15 protein-coding genes are annotated in these 14,297 nt (G+C 41.2%); 8 read left to right on the plus strand and 7 right to left on the minus strand.

Features of this window, described 5'->3' with window-relative positions; translation table 11 throughout:
- Positions 1-642 (minus strand): protein-L-isoaspartate(D-aspartate) O-methyltransferase, encoded by a 642-nt coding sequence (locus tag FGG15_RS04425; RefSeq protein ID WP_138833615.1) that lies wholly within the window; start codon positions 640-642, stop codon positions 1-3.
- A gap of 115 nt (positions 643-757) precedes the next feature.
- Between FGG15_RS04425 and FGG15_RS04430 the strand changes: the two genes are divergently transcribed.
- The 8 genes from FGG15_RS04430 to FGG15_RS04465 are packed head-to-tail and all read left to right on the plus strand — an operon-like array spanning position 758 to position 8,165.
- A complete protein-coding gene (locus FGG15_RS04430; RefSeq protein WP_138833616.1) occupies positions 758-1,723 on the plus strand; it encodes a Gfo/Idh/MocA family protein in 966 nt (321 codons plus the stop codon).
- 28 nt (positions 1,724-1,751) lie between these two features.
- Positions 1,752-2,639 (plus strand): 3-hydroxyacyl-CoA dehydrogenase family protein, encoded by an 888-nt coding sequence (locus FGG15_RS04435; protein ID WP_138833618.1) that lies wholly within the window; start codon positions 1,752-1,754, stop codon positions 2,637-2,639.
- Positions 2,640-2,642: 3 nt separating this feature from the next.
- Positions 2,643-3,878 (plus strand): DUF1015 domain-containing protein, encoded by a 1,236-nt coding sequence (locus FGG15_RS04440; protein WP_138833620.1) that lies wholly within the window; start codon positions 2,643-2,645, stop codon positions 3,876-3,878.
- 4 nt (positions 3,879-3,882) lie between these two features.
- Complete coding sequence (locus FGG15_RS04445; RefSeq protein ID WP_138833622.1) at positions 3,883-4,542, plus strand: YggS family pyridoxal phosphate-dependent enzyme; 660 nt, start codon at positions 3,883-3,885, stop codon at positions 4,540-4,542.
- 21 nt (positions 4,543-4,563) lie between these two features.
- A complete protein-coding gene (locus tag FGG15_RS04450) occupies positions 4,564-5,925 on the plus strand; it encodes an exonuclease domain-containing protein (RefSeq protein ID WP_138833624.1) in 1,362 nt (453 codons plus the stop codon).
- Entirely contained in the window at positions 5,922-6,761 is an 840-nt protein-coding gene (locus FGG15_RS04455; RefSeq protein ID WP_138833626.1) for an ion transporter, read from the plus strand. Before FGG15_RS04450 ends, FGG15_RS04455 begins: the two co-directional genes overlap by 4 nt.
- Complete coding sequence (gene miaA / locus FGG15_RS04460) at positions 6,758-7,681, plus strand: tRNA (adenosine(37)-N6)-dimethylallyltransferase MiaA (RefSeq protein ID WP_138833628.1); 924 nt, start codon at positions 6,758-6,760, stop codon at positions 7,679-7,681. The genes FGG15_RS04455 and miaA overlap by 4 nt, the downstream gene beginning before the upstream one ends.
- On the plus strand, positions 7,674-8,165 hold the full coding sequence (locus FGG15_RS04465; protein WP_237561745.1) for a gluconokinase: 492 nt from the start codon (positions 7,674-7,676) through the stop codon (positions 8,163-8,165). Before miaA ends, FGG15_RS04465 begins: the two co-directional genes overlap by 8 nt.
- A 276-nt stretch (positions 8,166-8,441) precedes the next feature.
- On the opposite strand, the gene FGG15_RS04470 is transcribed toward FGG15_RS04465, so the two are convergent.
- The 6 genes from FGG15_RS04470 to FGG15_RS04495 form a co-directional block, all read right to left on the minus strand.
- Positions 8,442-9,155 carry a response regulator transcription factor gene (locus FGG15_RS04470; protein ID WP_138833630.1) on the minus strand — a complete coding sequence of 238 codons (714 nt, stop codon included), beginning with the start codon at positions 9,153-9,155 and terminating at the stop codon, positions 8,442-8,444.
- 5 nt (positions 9,156-9,160) lie between these two features.
- Positions 9,161-10,747: a sensor histidine kinase gene (locus FGG15_RS04475; RefSeq protein WP_138833633.1), complete on the minus strand. Its 1,587-nt coding sequence runs from the start codon at positions 10,745-10,747 to the stop codon at positions 9,161-9,163.
- 77 nt (positions 10,748-10,824) lie between these two features.
- Positions 10,825-11,412, minus strand: coding sequence for a dephospho-CoA kinase (gene coaE / locus FGG15_RS04480; RefSeq protein WP_138833635.1), 588 nt, complete (start codon positions 11,410-11,412; stop codon positions 10,825-10,827).
- Positions 11,409-12,365: a CdaR family protein gene (locus FGG15_RS04485; protein WP_138833637.1), complete on the minus strand. Its 957-nt coding sequence runs from the start codon at positions 12,363-12,365 to the stop codon at positions 11,409-11,411. The genes coaE and FGG15_RS04485 overlap by 4 nt, the downstream gene beginning before the upstream one ends.
- Complete coding sequence (locus tag FGG15_RS04490) at positions 12,365-13,375, minus strand: glycosyltransferase family 2 protein (protein ID WP_138833639.1); 1,011 nt, start codon at positions 13,373-13,375, stop codon at positions 12,365-12,367. The genes FGG15_RS04485 and FGG15_RS04490 overlap by 1 nt, the downstream gene beginning before the upstream one ends.
- A gap of 56 nt (positions 13,376-13,431) precedes the next feature.
- A complete protein-coding gene (locus FGG15_RS04495; protein ID WP_138833641.1) occupies positions 13,432-14,244 on the minus strand; it encodes an enoyl-ACP reductase FabI in 813 nt (270 codons plus the stop codon).
- Between the last annotated feature and the right edge of the window lie 53 nt (positions 14,245-14,297).

A 14,297-nucleotide genomic window follows, 5' to 3' on the forward strand; every position in this document is an offset into this window, starting at 1 on the left:
TCAGTTTTTGTTTTCCAGTAGCGGTACAAACCTAAAGGCCCCCAACTCCTGCTTTTCAAATTCTTTTTCAGATTTTCGGGTGAACAAGGTCATGGTCTGACTGTCTACACCCACAGGAATCACTAACTTCCCGCCTACTTTCAATTGGGACATTAGGGCCTTGGGGACTTTTGGAGCACCAGCTGTTACGATGATACCATCAAATGGCGCGTCTTCCGGCAAGCCCTTGTAGCCATCCCCAAAAACAACTTTTTTGGGTCGATAATTCATTTTGGCAAAGAACAATTTTGTCTTTTTAAACAGTTCTTGCTGCCGCTCAATGGTGTAAACTTTGGCCTTTAGGTGCAACAAAACTGCCGTTTGATATCCGCTTCCCGTCCCGATTTCTAAAATCCTGTCATTAGGTTTAATCTGAAGAAGCTCAGTCTGGAAGGCAACAGTATAGGGTTGGGAAATGGTTTGTTCCGCTCCTATAGGGAAAGCTTTGTCCTGATAGGCATGATCCTCAAAACCACTATCCAAAAAAAGATGTCTGGGAATGGTTTTGATGGCCTCCAAAACTTTTTTATCGGCTATTCCTTTGGCTACCAATATCTCTGTTAATTGGTTGCGCATTCCCTTATGTTTATGAGTATCTTTCATGCTGTTGGTCTGGCCAACGAATTTAAAAAGTTCCTTGCAAAATTAATAGTGGGTTGCACACTAATTTTCATGGAAGAGTGGTGGCATATCCTTATTTTTGACAAAAACAATGGGTATGCTAAAAGTAGGTGTCCTCGGTGCCGGACATTTGGGTAAAATCCACCTAAGGCTCTTAAACGAATCGGATAAATACGAACTTGTTGGTTTTTATGATCCCGATGAAATCAATGCTAAAAAAGTAGCGGCCGAATTTGGTTACTCCTATATTGAAAATATCAATGAATTAATTGATTTAGTAGATGTTGTTGATATAGTTACCCCTACCCTTTCCCATTTTGATTGTGCCAAAAAAGCTATTGAAAAAGGACGGCATATCTTTATTGAAAAACCGATTACCAACACCTTGGATGAAGCAGAACAACTGCTCGAACTAGTTAATCAACATAGCGTAAAGGGACAGGTGGGGCATGTGGAACGATTCAATCCCGCTTTTTTAGCTGTTAAGGATAAGATTGACACGCCCATGTTCATAGAGACACACCGTTTGGCAGAATTCAACCCCAGGGGAACTGATGTTCCTGTGGTTTTGGATCTTATGATTCATGATATTGATGCCATTTTAAGTGTGGTCAATTCTGAGGTGAAACAAATCAACGCCAGCGGGGTTTCCGTAATCAGTAAATCTCCTGACATTGCCAATGCCCGTATTGAATTTGAAAACGGTTGCGTGGCCAACCTTACCTCAAGCAGGATTTCTTTGAAGAATATGAGAAAGTCAAGGTTTTTCCAACGAGATGCCTACATTTCGGTGGATTTCTTGGAGAAGAAGGTGGAAGTGGTCAAGATGAAAGATGCCCCTAAACAGCCAGGGGATTTTGATATGATCTTACAAAACGCCGAGGGAGAAAAGAAGCAAATTTATTTTGAGAACCCTGACATTCAAGCCAACAATGCCATTTTAGACGAGCTGGAAACCTTTGCAGATGCCATCAACACGGACACAGAACCCATCGTGACCTTGGAACAAGGAACCAATGCCCTTCGTGTGGCCTTACAGATTATTGAATCCTTCGAAAATTGATTCGCTTAAGCTAAAAGCAAACTATCTTATGAAAACTATTGCTGTAATTGGAGCTGGAACCATGGGAAATGGAATCGCCCACGTTTTTGCCCAAAACGGATTTCAAGTCAACCTTATTGATATTGCCCAAACATCCTTGGACATAGGTTTGGCAAACATTGCCAAAAACTTGGATCGCATGATTGTCAAAGAGAAAATCTCTGCTGTGGACAAGGAAAATACCCTGGATAATATTACAACCTTTACAGTGTTGAAGGAAGGTGTGGCCCAAGTAGATTTGGTGGTTGAAGCGGCTACAGAAAATCTGGACATAAAACTGGGCATTTTTAAGGAACTGGATGAAATCTGCGATGCAAAAACCTTGTTGGCCACCAACACCTCCTCCATTTCCATAACCCAGATTGCTGCAGCAACCAACAGACCTGAAAAAGTAATTGGGATGCATTTCATGAATCCTGTACCCATTATGAAATTGGTGGAAATCATCCGTGGTTATAGTACTTCAGATGACGTAACCCAAAGCATTATGGATCTCTCTGTGAAATTGGGCAAAACGCCCACTGAGGTCAACGATTATCCTGGTTTTGTGGCCAACCGTATTTTGATGCCCATGATCAATGAGGCTATTGAAACGCTTTACAATGCAGTGGCAGGCGTTCAGGAAATAGACACCGTTATGAAATTGGGTATGGCCCACCCCATGGGACCGTTGCAACTGGCGGACTTTATTGGACTTGACGTGTGTCTTTCCATTTTGAAGGTCATGTACAATGGGTTCAAAAACCCGAAATATGCCCCATGCCCCCTTCTAGTCAACATGGTCATGGCCGGTAAGCTTGGTGTAAAATCCGGGGAAGGATTCTATGATTACTCCGAATCCAGAAAGGCGGAAAAAGTAGCGAATCAATTTAGCTAGGGCATGGCTATCATTAAACCTTTTAAAGCCATTCGTCCTGCTGAGGATAAAGCTTCATTTGTGGCTACCAGGTCCTATGAGGAATATTCAAAAGATGAGCTTAAATCGGTTTTAAAGTACAATCCCTTTTCTTTTTTGCATATTCTCAATCCCGGGTTTAAGTTTCATAAAAATATTTCAGGGAAAGAACGGTTCAGGTTGGTTCACAATCGGTATTTGGAATTTTTGGAAGACAACGTTTTCCTAAAGGATAATGAACCTTGTTTTTATCTCTATCAAATATCCAAAGGCCGTTTCAAAACTTTGGGATTCTTTTGTGCCTGTAGCGTGGTGGATTATGAAAACGATGTTATACGCAAACACGAGGATACCATTCAGCGTAGGGAAAAATTGTTTGCCGATTATTTGGATACCGTAGGATTCAATGCAGAACCTGTTTTGATGACCTATGCTGATAATTCCACAATCAGCGCACTTCTGGGCACAGAAGCTTCCAAAAGTCCTGTTTATAATTTTACCACTACGGACAAGTATAATCATCAGCTGTGGAAAATTGGGGATTCTTCCACTATAAAGCAACTTCAAAAAGCCTTTGAAGAGATGGATGCGCTTTACATTGCGGATGGACATCACAGAAGCGCCTCCTCCCATCTTCTCGCGGAAAAGAAGAAAACTAAGAATGACGAGCATACTGGACATGAGGCCTACAACTATTTTATGGCTTATCTCATTCCGGAAACAGCAATCAAGATTTACGAGTTCAATAGAATGGTAAAGGACTTAAATGGTCTTTCCAAAGAGGAATTTTTAATAGCGTTGGATGAACTTTTTAGAATAGAGAAAAAAGACGATGGGCTTTATAAACCTACTCAAAAACATCACTTCAGTATGTATTTGGATGGGGAATTTTTTTCGCTCTATTTGCGCAAAAAGGTCTATAAAATCACTGATGCCCTTAGCGAACTGGATACCCAAATCCTATATAAGACCATTTTGGAACCTATCCTGGGCATTCATGATTTAAGGAATGATAAACGTATTTCTTATGGGTATGGCAAACACAATGTCATTCAAATGAAAGACGCCATAGACAGTGGAAATTTTGCGGTAGGCTTTAGTTTGGTCCCCACTAGCATGGATGAAATCAAGGCCATTGCCGATGCAGGCTTGGTAATGCCGCCCAAGAGTACTTATATTGAGCCCAAACTCCGTAGTGGGTTGGCTATTTACGAATTTTAGCAGCATGTCTATTAAAGAGACCCTTACAAACATCAATGATTCCTTACCAAAGGAGGTTACTTTAGTAGCCGTTTCCAAAACCAAACCTATTGAAACTATAATGGAAGCCTACGAGGCTGGCCAACGGGTTTTTGGGGAAAACAAAATCCAGGAAATGGCCCAAAAGTGGGAGCAGCTTCCCAAGGATATTGAATGGCATATGATTGGGCATGTGCAGCGAAATAAGGTGAAGTATATGGCTGAGTTTGTGAGTTTGATCCATGGGGTGGATAGTTTACGGCTCCTTGTGGAGATTGATAAACAAGCTAAAAAGCACAAGAGAGTAATCCCTTGTCTTTTACAGATGCATATTGCCGAAGAGTCTACCAAATTTGGTTTGGATGAACAAGAGCTGCATGAAATGATATCTTCAGAAACCTTTGCCCAGTTGGAGCATGTTCAAATCAAGGGTTTAATGGGCATGGCTACCTTAACTGAAGACCAAAATCAGATACGAAAGGAATTTGCCCATTTAAAATTCATATTTGATAAAGTGCAAGACCAATTATCAAACATTTCTGTACTCTCCATGGGTATGAGCGGGGATTATTCCATAGCCATAAAGGAAGGTAGTACCATGGTGCGCATAGGAAGTAGTATCTTTGGAGCACGGAATTATAACTAATCCCTTTTTCCAACCATATTCATGTACGCCGTACTCGATATAGAAAGCACCGGAGGTAAATACAACGAAGAGGGAATCATGGAAATTGCCATCCACAAATATGATGGAAATCAGGTGGTGGATACATTCATGAGTCTTGTCAATCCGGAGCGGGAAATCCAACCTTTTGTTACCAAACTTACTGGCATCAACAACAAGATGCTGCGTACCGCTCCAAAATTCCATGAGGTAGCCAAACGCATAGTGGAAATCACGGAAGGAGCGATTCTGGTAGCGCACAATGCCCAGTTTGATTATAGAATCCTTCGTACGGAATTCAGAAGATTGGGATATGACTTTCAGCGAAAGACCCTTTGCACGGTTGACCTCTCCAAAAAACTGTTGCCCGACGCAGAATCCCACAGTTTGGGCAAATTGGTAAGATCTCTTGGGATTCCCATGAGTGATAGGCACAGGGCCAATGGTGATGCCATAGCTACCCTAAAACTGTTTAAGATGTTGCTCGATAAGGATTCAAGCAAGTCCATTGTCAAAGAGGTGGTGAGAAAAGAAACAGAAGGAGAGCTTTCGCCAACCCAGCTGGATATTGTATCCGATCTACCATCGGAAACTGGTGTGTACTATATGCACGACAAAGAGGGGGAAATCATTTTTCTAGGAAAGACCAAGAATGCCAAGAAAAGAGTCAACCAGCACTTTACCAATGTAGGGCAACTGGCCCGTAAACTTCAGAAAGAAACCAAAAAAGTCTCCTTTGAACGAACTGGTAGTGAACTGGTGGCCATTCTCAAGGAGTATCAAGAACTGCAAAATAACAATCCGAGGCATAACAGCATTGCTAAAAAGAAATTGTTTTCCCATGTCATTAATTTCCATCAGAATGGAACCCCGCATATTGAAGTTGAAATTGTAAAAAATAAATTTCGGAGAAAGCAGAACCTTGGATTTAGCGGAGCGGTTTCGGCCAAAAATTTTCTAAAAAAAATTAGCGAGGAGTTCGAGCTTTGCCCCTCTTCTTTGGGATTGGATGTTGAATGCAAACATATCCAAAATGGATGCGCCCAAGGGTGCACCGATATCGAAAATGCTCCGGTTTACAACCAAAAAGCCAGTTCAGCATTCCAAAAATACAGCTTGTTGGGCAAAAGCATAGCCGTTTTGGACAAAGGCCGGGAAGTGGGAGAACGTAGTTTTATCTTGATTAAGGATGGCATTTTAAAAGGTTTTGGATATGTGGAGCTTAACCATCAAATAAATAATATTCATATCTTAGAATCCATTATAACCCCTATGACCAGCGACGAGAATACTACGTTTATTGTAGAATCGTACCTAAGAAAAAACAGTAGGCTCAAGGTTTTGGAGTTAACCTCTACCGCTTGAAAGCACATAAAATACATTCGGGTTGGAAGAACACGCTTCATGAGATAATTTATGAAGCCGATACCCCCTTGGGTAAACTATTTGACTTGGTCCTGATCATTTTAATTGTGCTCAGTGTTGTTTTGGTAATGCTGGAAAGTGTCAAGGAGATAGATGTGCACTATCACAAAGTGCTACTTACCCTGGAATGGGTCATTACCATTTTCTTTACGCTGGAGTACATTGCCCGTCTCATCAGTATAAAAAAGCCATGGAAGTACGTTTTCAGCTTTTACGGAATTATCGATTTTGTCTCCACCATTCCACTATATCTCTCCTATATCTTGGCTGGATCCCAAGTGCTATTGGCTGTAAGGGCCTTTAGGTTATTGCGGATTTTCAGGATTCTGAAGTTGGTGAAGTTTATGGGCGAGGCGTCCCAGTTAAAAGCAGCACTGAAAGCAAGCAGGGCCAAAATTGCCGTTTTTATTTATGTGGTCCTTATTCTTTCTGTAATTATGGGAACCATAATGTACCTAATAGAAAGTGACGAAGCCGGATTTACCAGTATTCCCAGAAGTATTTACTGGACCATAGTGACCTTGACTACCGTGGGTTATGGCGACATTGCCCCTCAAACCAACCTGGGACAGTTTTTGGCCACCGTAATCATGATTTTGGGTTATGGGATCATTGCGGTACCTACTGGGATTGTTACCGTTGAATTCTCCAGACATAAAAAGGGGCAAACGGCCGCCAGTGTGGTACACACCAATACCCAAGCCTGCCCTAGCTGTGCAGCTGAAGGGCATCGGGACGATGCCACCAACTGTTATAACTGTGGCGATTTATTATGAATTCCAAGACCTTGATTGCCGTGGTGGGGCCTACTGCCATTGGAAAGACTGCCCTTAGCATACAAATTGCCCAATATTTTGACACCGAAATCCTTTCAGCGGATTCACGTCAGTTTTTCAAGGAAATGCGAATCGGTACCGCAGTACCTTCCAAAGACGAACTCAATACCGTCCCCCATCATTTTATTCAGCATAAAAGTATTGAGGAACCATATTCTGTGGGTGATTTTGAAGGTGATGCACTAACAAAACTGGAAGAACTTTTTCAATCCAAGGATGTCGCAGTACTGGTGGGCGGAAGCGGACTTTATGTGGATGCAGTTGTTCAAGGTTTGGATGAATTTCCCAAAGTTGACCCTTCAATTCGAGACCTCTTAAATAAAAAATTGGAAACAGAAGGATTGGATGCCTTGCAATCCGAACTCAAGTCCAAAGATGCTAGATATTATCAAATGGTGGATTTAGAGAATCCACATCGTTTAATCCGTGCGTTGGAAGTTTGCATCGTTTCCGGTAAACCCTACTCCTCCTTTCTTAAACAGAAGAAAGATACCAGGCCTTTTCAAACATTGTATGTAGGAATACAGGCAGACCGTGAGCTCATTTACGATCGCATCAATGAGCGTGTTGACCTTATGATGGATCAGGGATTATTGGAAGAAGCAAAAAATCTGTACCCCCATAAGCAGCTAAATGCGCTTCAAACTGTTGGGTACAGGGAACTTTTTGAGTATTTTGATGGTCAGCTTGAGTTGGATTTTGCCATTTCTGAAATCAAAAAAAATACGCGGAGATTTGCAAAAAGACAGCTTACCTGGTTACGTAAAAATGAAAACATCCTATGGGTGGATTTTGATACGGATTTCAAAGAAGTCTCAAAGAAAATCAACATTGAATTAAATAAAACACGCAGTGAGTAAGATAACGGTATTAATCGTCATGGGAGTATCCGGAACGGGCAAGTCAACCATTGGCACTATGCTTTCTGAACAATTGGGAATCCCGTTTTTTGACGGCGACGACTACCATCCAGAAGCCAACGTTAAAAAAATGTCGGCTGGTCGGCCTTTGAATGACCACGACCGACAAGGCTGGTTGCTACGATTAAACGAATTGGCCAAAGAATATCAAAGCACTGGAGCGGTTATCGCATGTTCTGCCTTAAAACAAAGTTATAGGGATTTGCTGAGGCAAGGAATGAACGAAAAACTGGCATTTGTATTTTTGGAAGGCTCTTTTGAATTAATAAAATCTAGGTTGGAGAGCCGTAAAGGGCATTTTATGACCTCCACCCTGCTCCAATCCCAATTTGATACCTTGGAGCCTCCCGAGGATGCCATCACGGTATCCATTGCCTTACAGCCCACCGAAATTACTGAACAGGTTATTAAACAGCTTGAATAACGCAAGTTCGTTGTAAGAAATGATTATTCTGATATACAATCTCTGTATTTGTGGGAATCTGTCACTTCGAGCGCCGTGTCTGCCGACAGGCAGGCAGTCGAGAAGTCATTGAACCTTAGTTTTTCAAATAGGTCTCGACTGCTCTCGACCCGACACAAATCGCATTTATCTGTTGGTCAATTCAATAATCGCAATTTTACTCGAACTATAATTAAATAGATTTTTTGGCATAAAAAAACCACCCAATTGGGTGGTTGATTACATAAGGTGTGTTTTCTATTGATTTTCGGCTTTGACCACCAATCTAAATCCTTCCCCGTGGATATTCAGGATTTCTACCACATCATCGCGCTTCAAATATTTCCTCAGTTTGGCAATATATACGTCCATACTACGGGAAGTAAAGTAATTATCGTCCCTCCAGATTTTGGTCAGGGCCAATTCTCTTGGCATTAGGTCATTTTCATGCAACGCAAGCAAACGCAATAATTCGTTTTCCTTAGGTGACAGTTTAATAGGTTCTTCTTCCAAATAGGTGAGGAAACGAAGCTTTGAATTCAAATGGAAATTACCAATTTGAAATTCAAATTGTTTGCTGTCTGCCAATGTACTGGAAGCCTTTCTCTGAAGTATTGCTTTAAGTTTCATCAATAGCACTTCAGAATCAAATGGTTTATTCAGATAATCATCAGCTCCAGCCTTATATCCTTTTAGCACATCTTCTTTCATGGTCTTTGCCGTGAGGAAAATGATTGGAACGTTTTCATTCTTTTCGCGTATTTCGCGAGCTAGGGTAAATCCATCCTTATAAGGCATCATGACATCCAAAATACACACGTCATAATTGTCCTTTTTGAACTTTTCAAACCCTTCCATTCCATTTTTGGCCAATACAACATCAAAGTCGTTCATGGACAAATAATCCTTGAGCACGATCCCAAAATTGGGGTCGTCCTCCACTAAAAGAATTTTCTTTTTCTCTATCTCCATATTTTTTAAATTAAGGGGAGTTTTATATAGAAAGTACTTCCTTTTCCTTTTTCACTTTCTGCATAAACCTCTCCCTGATGATCTTCTATTATTCGTTTAACATAGGCCAAACCTAAGCCGTGACCTTTTACGTTGTGTATGTCGCCGGTATGTTCCCGGTAAAACTTCTCAAACACTTTTTTGAGGACCGCTTTGCTCATTCCTGCACCTTGATCCTGTATTTTGATTATGATGTTGTTCTTTGCCAGTTCTGTATATACATCAATTTTGGGGGATTCTGGTGAATATTTAACGGCATTATCCAACATGTTGACAATAACATTGGTGAAATGCGTATCGTTTGCCAGAATTTCCGATCGTTCCGCATCCAAATGTGCATGCACATATCCGCCTCTATCTGCAACAATCAATTCAATATGGGTGATGGCATCCTCCACAATCTCATGAACGTCCGCCCGATCCTTACTGATGTCCAACTGATTTTTCTCCAATTTGGATATCCGAAGTACATTTTCAACCTGAGCGTGCATCCTTTTGTTCTCGTCCTTAATCATCCCCAAGTACCTTAACACCTTGTCCTTGTCCTCAATGGATTTTGGATTTCGAATGGCTTCTACCGCCAAATTAATGGTTGCTATTGGAGTTTTGAACTCATGGGTCATGTTATTGATGAAATCCGTTTTGATCTCCGAAATCTGCTTCTGCTTTATCAATTGATAAATGGCACTTGAATAGGCTACCATGATCACCAAGGTGAAAATCAACGATAAGAGTGCCATGCCCATAATGGACTGAAACAAAAACTTATTCATGGACGGAAATGTGAGCAGCAATGAAAAACTGGTCTGCCCTTCACTATCCTTAAAAATCCGCGCCTTATACATTTTCGATTCCGAAAACTTGAACTTTTTGGACCTTACCTTGGTGGGATAACCCTGACTATACACCCCGTATTCATAATCGATGTCGATGTTTCTATCACCCAATTCCTGGCCCAACAGCAGTTCCAGCTCTTGGGTACTTACCCGTTTATGAATAGGCTGACTTTTGGCGTATTCCATAAAAACATCCTCCATCGCCAATTTTTCAATACTGGAAAGTCCGCCAATTTTTTCAGCGCGTTGAATAGGTGTTAGACTATAACTTTTCCCATCCAAACCATATTCCTCCCTAAAAACGGCCTTAGTCCGTTTACTGGTAAAATTGGTAATGGTTGTGGAATCCACATCCCCTTGTAAATTGTTATCAAAGAACGTTGATGATATGTTGTAATCCTCTTCCAAAATTCCATGGGAGTAGAAGAGAATCTCATCCGAATTTAAATCTCTATCAACAAACAAAAAATTTCTGAACTGCGTAGTCTTTGGCTGCCCAACACTATCTACCAAGGAAGCCAAACGATCCGAATAATCCTTCATCTCCCTTTTCTCCACCCTACTCGCTACTCTATCCAGTATATCGGTGACCGTTCTTGAGAATTGCTCCTCCTTGTCATTTATCGAAGTTCTTATCCAATACACTTGAACAAAAATTATCCCGATAAGGGACAAGCTCATAAGAATGACGAGAAGAACAAATAACTTCTTGTTCATTGGGGTAAAATTAGAAATTTAACATTTAGGCCTTTTATCGTTTAACCTAACCTTAACAAAAATGTTAAAATGATGCTTCAATTTGCTTGATTAGCAAGTGTTTCATGAAGTTTTATCACTTGTCGGCGCGTATTTTCCAAATCCAAATTATCGATTATGAAGTGTGATAAATCTTTCTTTTTATCATCTTCCAGTTGATTGCGCATGCGTTCCAAAACCTGTTCTTTTATCGCTTGGTCCCTTCGCATTACACGCTCCAATCTAATTTCATACGGCGCTGACACCAAAATGATGTGATCGTATTGATCCTGCATCCCATTTTCAAAAATCAAAGCGGTCTCCTGAATCACATATGGGCCTTCCTGTTTTGTAACCCAATGGGCAAAATGCTCCCGTACTGCCGGATGCACTATCCTATTAAGAGCCTTCAACAGTACTGGCTCGGCAAATACTTTGGAAGCCACAAAAGTTCTGTTCAGATTCCCATCTTCATAGGATGCCTCTCCCAGCAATTCCACGATAGCCTCTTTTACTTGGGCAGAACTGGTCATCAGATTTCTGGCTTCCACATCTGAGTCATATACGGAAATTCCTAGTGCCCTAAACATTTCGGCCACTGTGCTTTTGCCGCTCCCGATACCCCCTGTTAGCCCTACAATCCTCATTGCTGTTCCAATACAAAATTAACCTTGTTGACCAAGAGCCTTAGATCATACACTTTTTCAGGGGTTTCCAGAATTTCCAAGAACAATTCGTTGCTATCGGAATTTCTAAGCTGCCGATAATCCGCAATGACCTTAATATCAGCAGCGGAAAGTGATTTTAATCGCTCCACGGTTGCCTTGCACAGTACAGAAACGGAGTTCGGAAACGTTTGGATTTGATACCCTTCCGGAAGATTGACCACCTTTACCGGCACCTCAAAAACTTCTTCGGAAAACTTCACGACTGCACCGGACACTTCCACCCTATTGGTAGAAAAAATACTGTTGACCAAATTTCTGGGAAATATCAAAAGCACTTCCTCTGAAAAATCAGAAGATACCTGTGCCATTTCCAATTTGGAAGTAAAAATATGCCTTATGGTATCGATTTCCTTTTTTGGCCCTTTGACAGTAACCGTTGCTGGTTTAATGACAGGCGCCCCATCCAAAATAAAGTTTTGTGCGAACTGTACGTCCAGTTGGGCCACTACAGGAACCTCCTTAGAGTTTACCTGATATAAGTCCACCGTTAGCTGTCTTCTATCCAAATCCAAAAGTGAAATATTCTGGGACAACTGCTGCTCAATTTGTTTTTTAAGGGCATCTTCCGAAAGCATATATCTTCCGTTCCGATATTGAACGTCTCCTAAATTTACATTGACCCTTTTGTTCCAAAACTTATAGTAAAGGAACTGAAATCCACTGGTCCGGAGTTTGGCTTCCATGGTATTAACGGCATTGTTCCCCAGCAGCAAGGTGTCAGGCAAATTCCTATAATTCAAATCAAAATTGACCCTGGATTCATAGGATTCGGATAGGTTGCTTAAAAACCAAGCAAGGAAGGAACACAGTAAAAAGATGAAAAACACTTTTACTTTTCTTCTATTTAGGCCTTGCAAGAATTTTTTGACCACTATGATTTTCTTTTGAAGAACAATTTAGGAAACAGCTCCTCTGGTTCCTTCTTACTAAAATTAAGCAAGATTGTGGATCTAAGGAAACCCAACCCATATCCTGTGAATTGGGTTAGTACCGCAAAAATGGCATAAAATGCAACCAAAAGATTCTTGTTTTGGACTGCAGCACCCACAAACAATAGAGCAAAATAAATACCGTACAACAGTAAGGGCAGGTAAATTTTGACAAAGATCAAAGCAATCGAGGTCATCAGTCCCAACATAAAAAAACTTGGGAACCAATAGGTCAGTTTGGCGGTACCAGGATGCCATTGGTTTAAAATGGGCCTTACACTTCCAAATTTATTTACTTGAATATAGAATTTGTTCCAGTCAATCCTTCGTTTATGGTAGACAAAGGCTTTCGGAAACAATCGGGAATCGAAATCGGCCTTCCAAATTCGAAAGGTCAGGTCTGGATCTTCCCCGGGATGAATCCTCCCAAACCCTCCCGCTTTTTCAAAAGCGGTTTTGGAAATACCCATATTAAAACTTCGTGGTTGGAATTTACCAACTGATTTCTTTCCTCCACGGATTCCACCTGTGGTAAAAATTGAGGTCATTACATAGTTGATGGCTTTCTGAACTGTTGTAAATGACTCGTGTGCCGCATCCGGACCTCCAAAGCAATGTACAAAATTGGCTTTGAGCTCTTTTTCAACCTCAACTAGGTATTGGGGAGGCAAAATACAATCAGAATCCAAAATGATAAAGTAATTTCCTTTAGCATTTTGCATTCCAAAATTTCGGGAATCCCCAGGGCCCGAATTGGGTTTGAAATAGTAGGAAATATTCAGATTATCATTAAATCCTTCCACAATATCATCGGACCTTTCCGAAGATCCGTCTTCTACAATAACCACCTCAAAGTCATCAGTGAATTCTTGCTCTTGCAAACTTTGAAGTAGTTCGTGCACCTCATCAGGTCTGTTGTAAACCGGGACTATTATGGAGAAATATAGGTTCATCCGTAAACACAAAAGCCATCCTGAACAAGGATGGCCTCCGCTACCTTATTTTAATATTATTCGCTGAACTCATCAATGACTTCTTGGCTCACCCCTGTATTGGAGAAACCACCATCATGGAACAGGTTCTGCATGGTCACTTTCCGGGTTAAATCCGAAAACAGACTGATGGTATAATCTGCGCAATCCGCTGCTGATGCGTTACCTAAAGGTGACATTTTCTCAGCATAGTTAATAAATCCTCCAAAGCCCTTAACCCCTTGCCCAGCAGTTGTTGGGGTTGGGGATTGGGATATGGTGTTGACCCTTACCTTCTTCTCTTTTCCGAAGAAATAACCAAAGCTTCTGGCCACAGATTCCAAATAGGCTTTGTTGTCGGCCATATCATTATAATCTGGGAATGTGCGCTGGGCCGCCATATAAGTCAAGGCTACAATACTTCCCCACTCGTTCATGGCATCCGCCTTAAACAAGGTCTGCATTACCTTATGAAACGAAAGTGCGGAAACGTCCCATCCTTTAGTCGTGAAATCGTATTTTTCATCGGTATAGGCACGTCCTTTACGTACATTGACAGACATACCTATGGAGTGCAGCACAAAGTCCAATTTACCGCCCAAAATTTCCATGGATTGGCTTACTAAATTCTGCAAATCCTCCTCGCTTGTAGCATCTGCTGGAATAATTTCCGAATTGGTCTTTGCAGCAAGTTCTTTGATTTGTCCCATTCGCATGGCGATGGGTGCATTGGTCAGCACAAAGGTTCCGCCTTCCTCGTGAACACGCTCTGCAGTTTTCCAAGCTATGGAGTTTTCATCCAAGGCTCCAAAAATGATTCCTCGCTTACCTTTTAAAAGATTGTACGCCATTCTTATTCTATTGTTTGGTTTAGCGGCAAAGATATTTATTCTAATTGATTTTT

Origin of the sequence: Flagellimonas algicola (genome assembly GCF_005937185.1) — a bacterium.
GTDB classification, from domain to species: Bacteria; Bacteroidota; Bacteroidia; order Flavobacteriales; family Flavobacteriaceae; genus Flagellimonas; species Flagellimonas algicola.

Excerpts from the sequence above, each read along its gene's own strand:
- FGG15_RS04425 (WP_138833615.1), bottom strand. The coding sequence starts at position 642 with ATGAAAGATACTCATAAACATAAGGGAATGCGCAACCAATTAACAGAG.
- FGG15_RS04430 (WP_138833616.1), top strand. The coding sequence starts at position 758 with ATGCTAAAAGTAGGTGTCCTCGGTGCCGGACATTTGGGTAAAATCCAC.
- FGG15_RS04435 (WP_138833618.1), top strand. The coding sequence starts at position 1,752 with ATGAAAACTATTGCTGTAATTGGAGCTGGAACCATGGGAAATGGAATC.
- FGG15_RS04440 (WP_138833620.1), top strand. The coding sequence starts at position 2,643 with ATGGCTATCATTAAACCTTTTAAAGCCATTCGTCCTGCTGAGGATAAA.
- FGG15_RS04445 (WP_138833622.1), top strand. The coding sequence starts at position 3,883 with ATGTCTATTAAAGAGACCCTTACAAACATCAATGATTCCTTACCAAAG.
- FGG15_RS04450 (WP_138833624.1), top strand. The coding sequence starts at position 4,564 with ATGTACGCCGTACTCGATATAGAAAGCACCGGAGGTAAATACAACGAA.
- miaA (WP_138833628.1), top strand. The coding sequence starts at position 6,758 with ATGAATTCCAAGACCTTGATTGCCGTGGTGGGGCCTACTGCCATTGGA.
- FGG15_RS04470 (WP_138833630.1), bottom strand. The coding sequence starts at position 9,155 with ATGGAGATAGAGAAAAAGAAAATTCTTTTAGTGGAGGACGACCCCAAT.
- FGG15_RS04475 (WP_138833633.1), bottom strand. The coding sequence starts at position 10,747 with ATGAACAAGAAGTTATTTGTTCTTCTCGTCATTCTTATGAGCTTGTCC.
- coaE (WP_138833635.1), bottom strand. The coding sequence starts at position 11,412 with ATGAGGATTGTAGGGCTAACAGGGGGTATCGGGAGCGGCAAAAGCACA.
- FGG15_RS04490 (WP_138833639.1), bottom strand. The coding sequence starts at position 13,375 with ATGAACCTATATTTCTCCATAATAGTCCCGGTTTACAACAGACCTGAT.
- FGG15_RS04495 (WP_138833641.1), bottom strand. The coding sequence starts at position 14,244 with ATGGCGTACAATCTTTTAAAAGGTAAGCGAGGAATCATTTTTGGAGCC.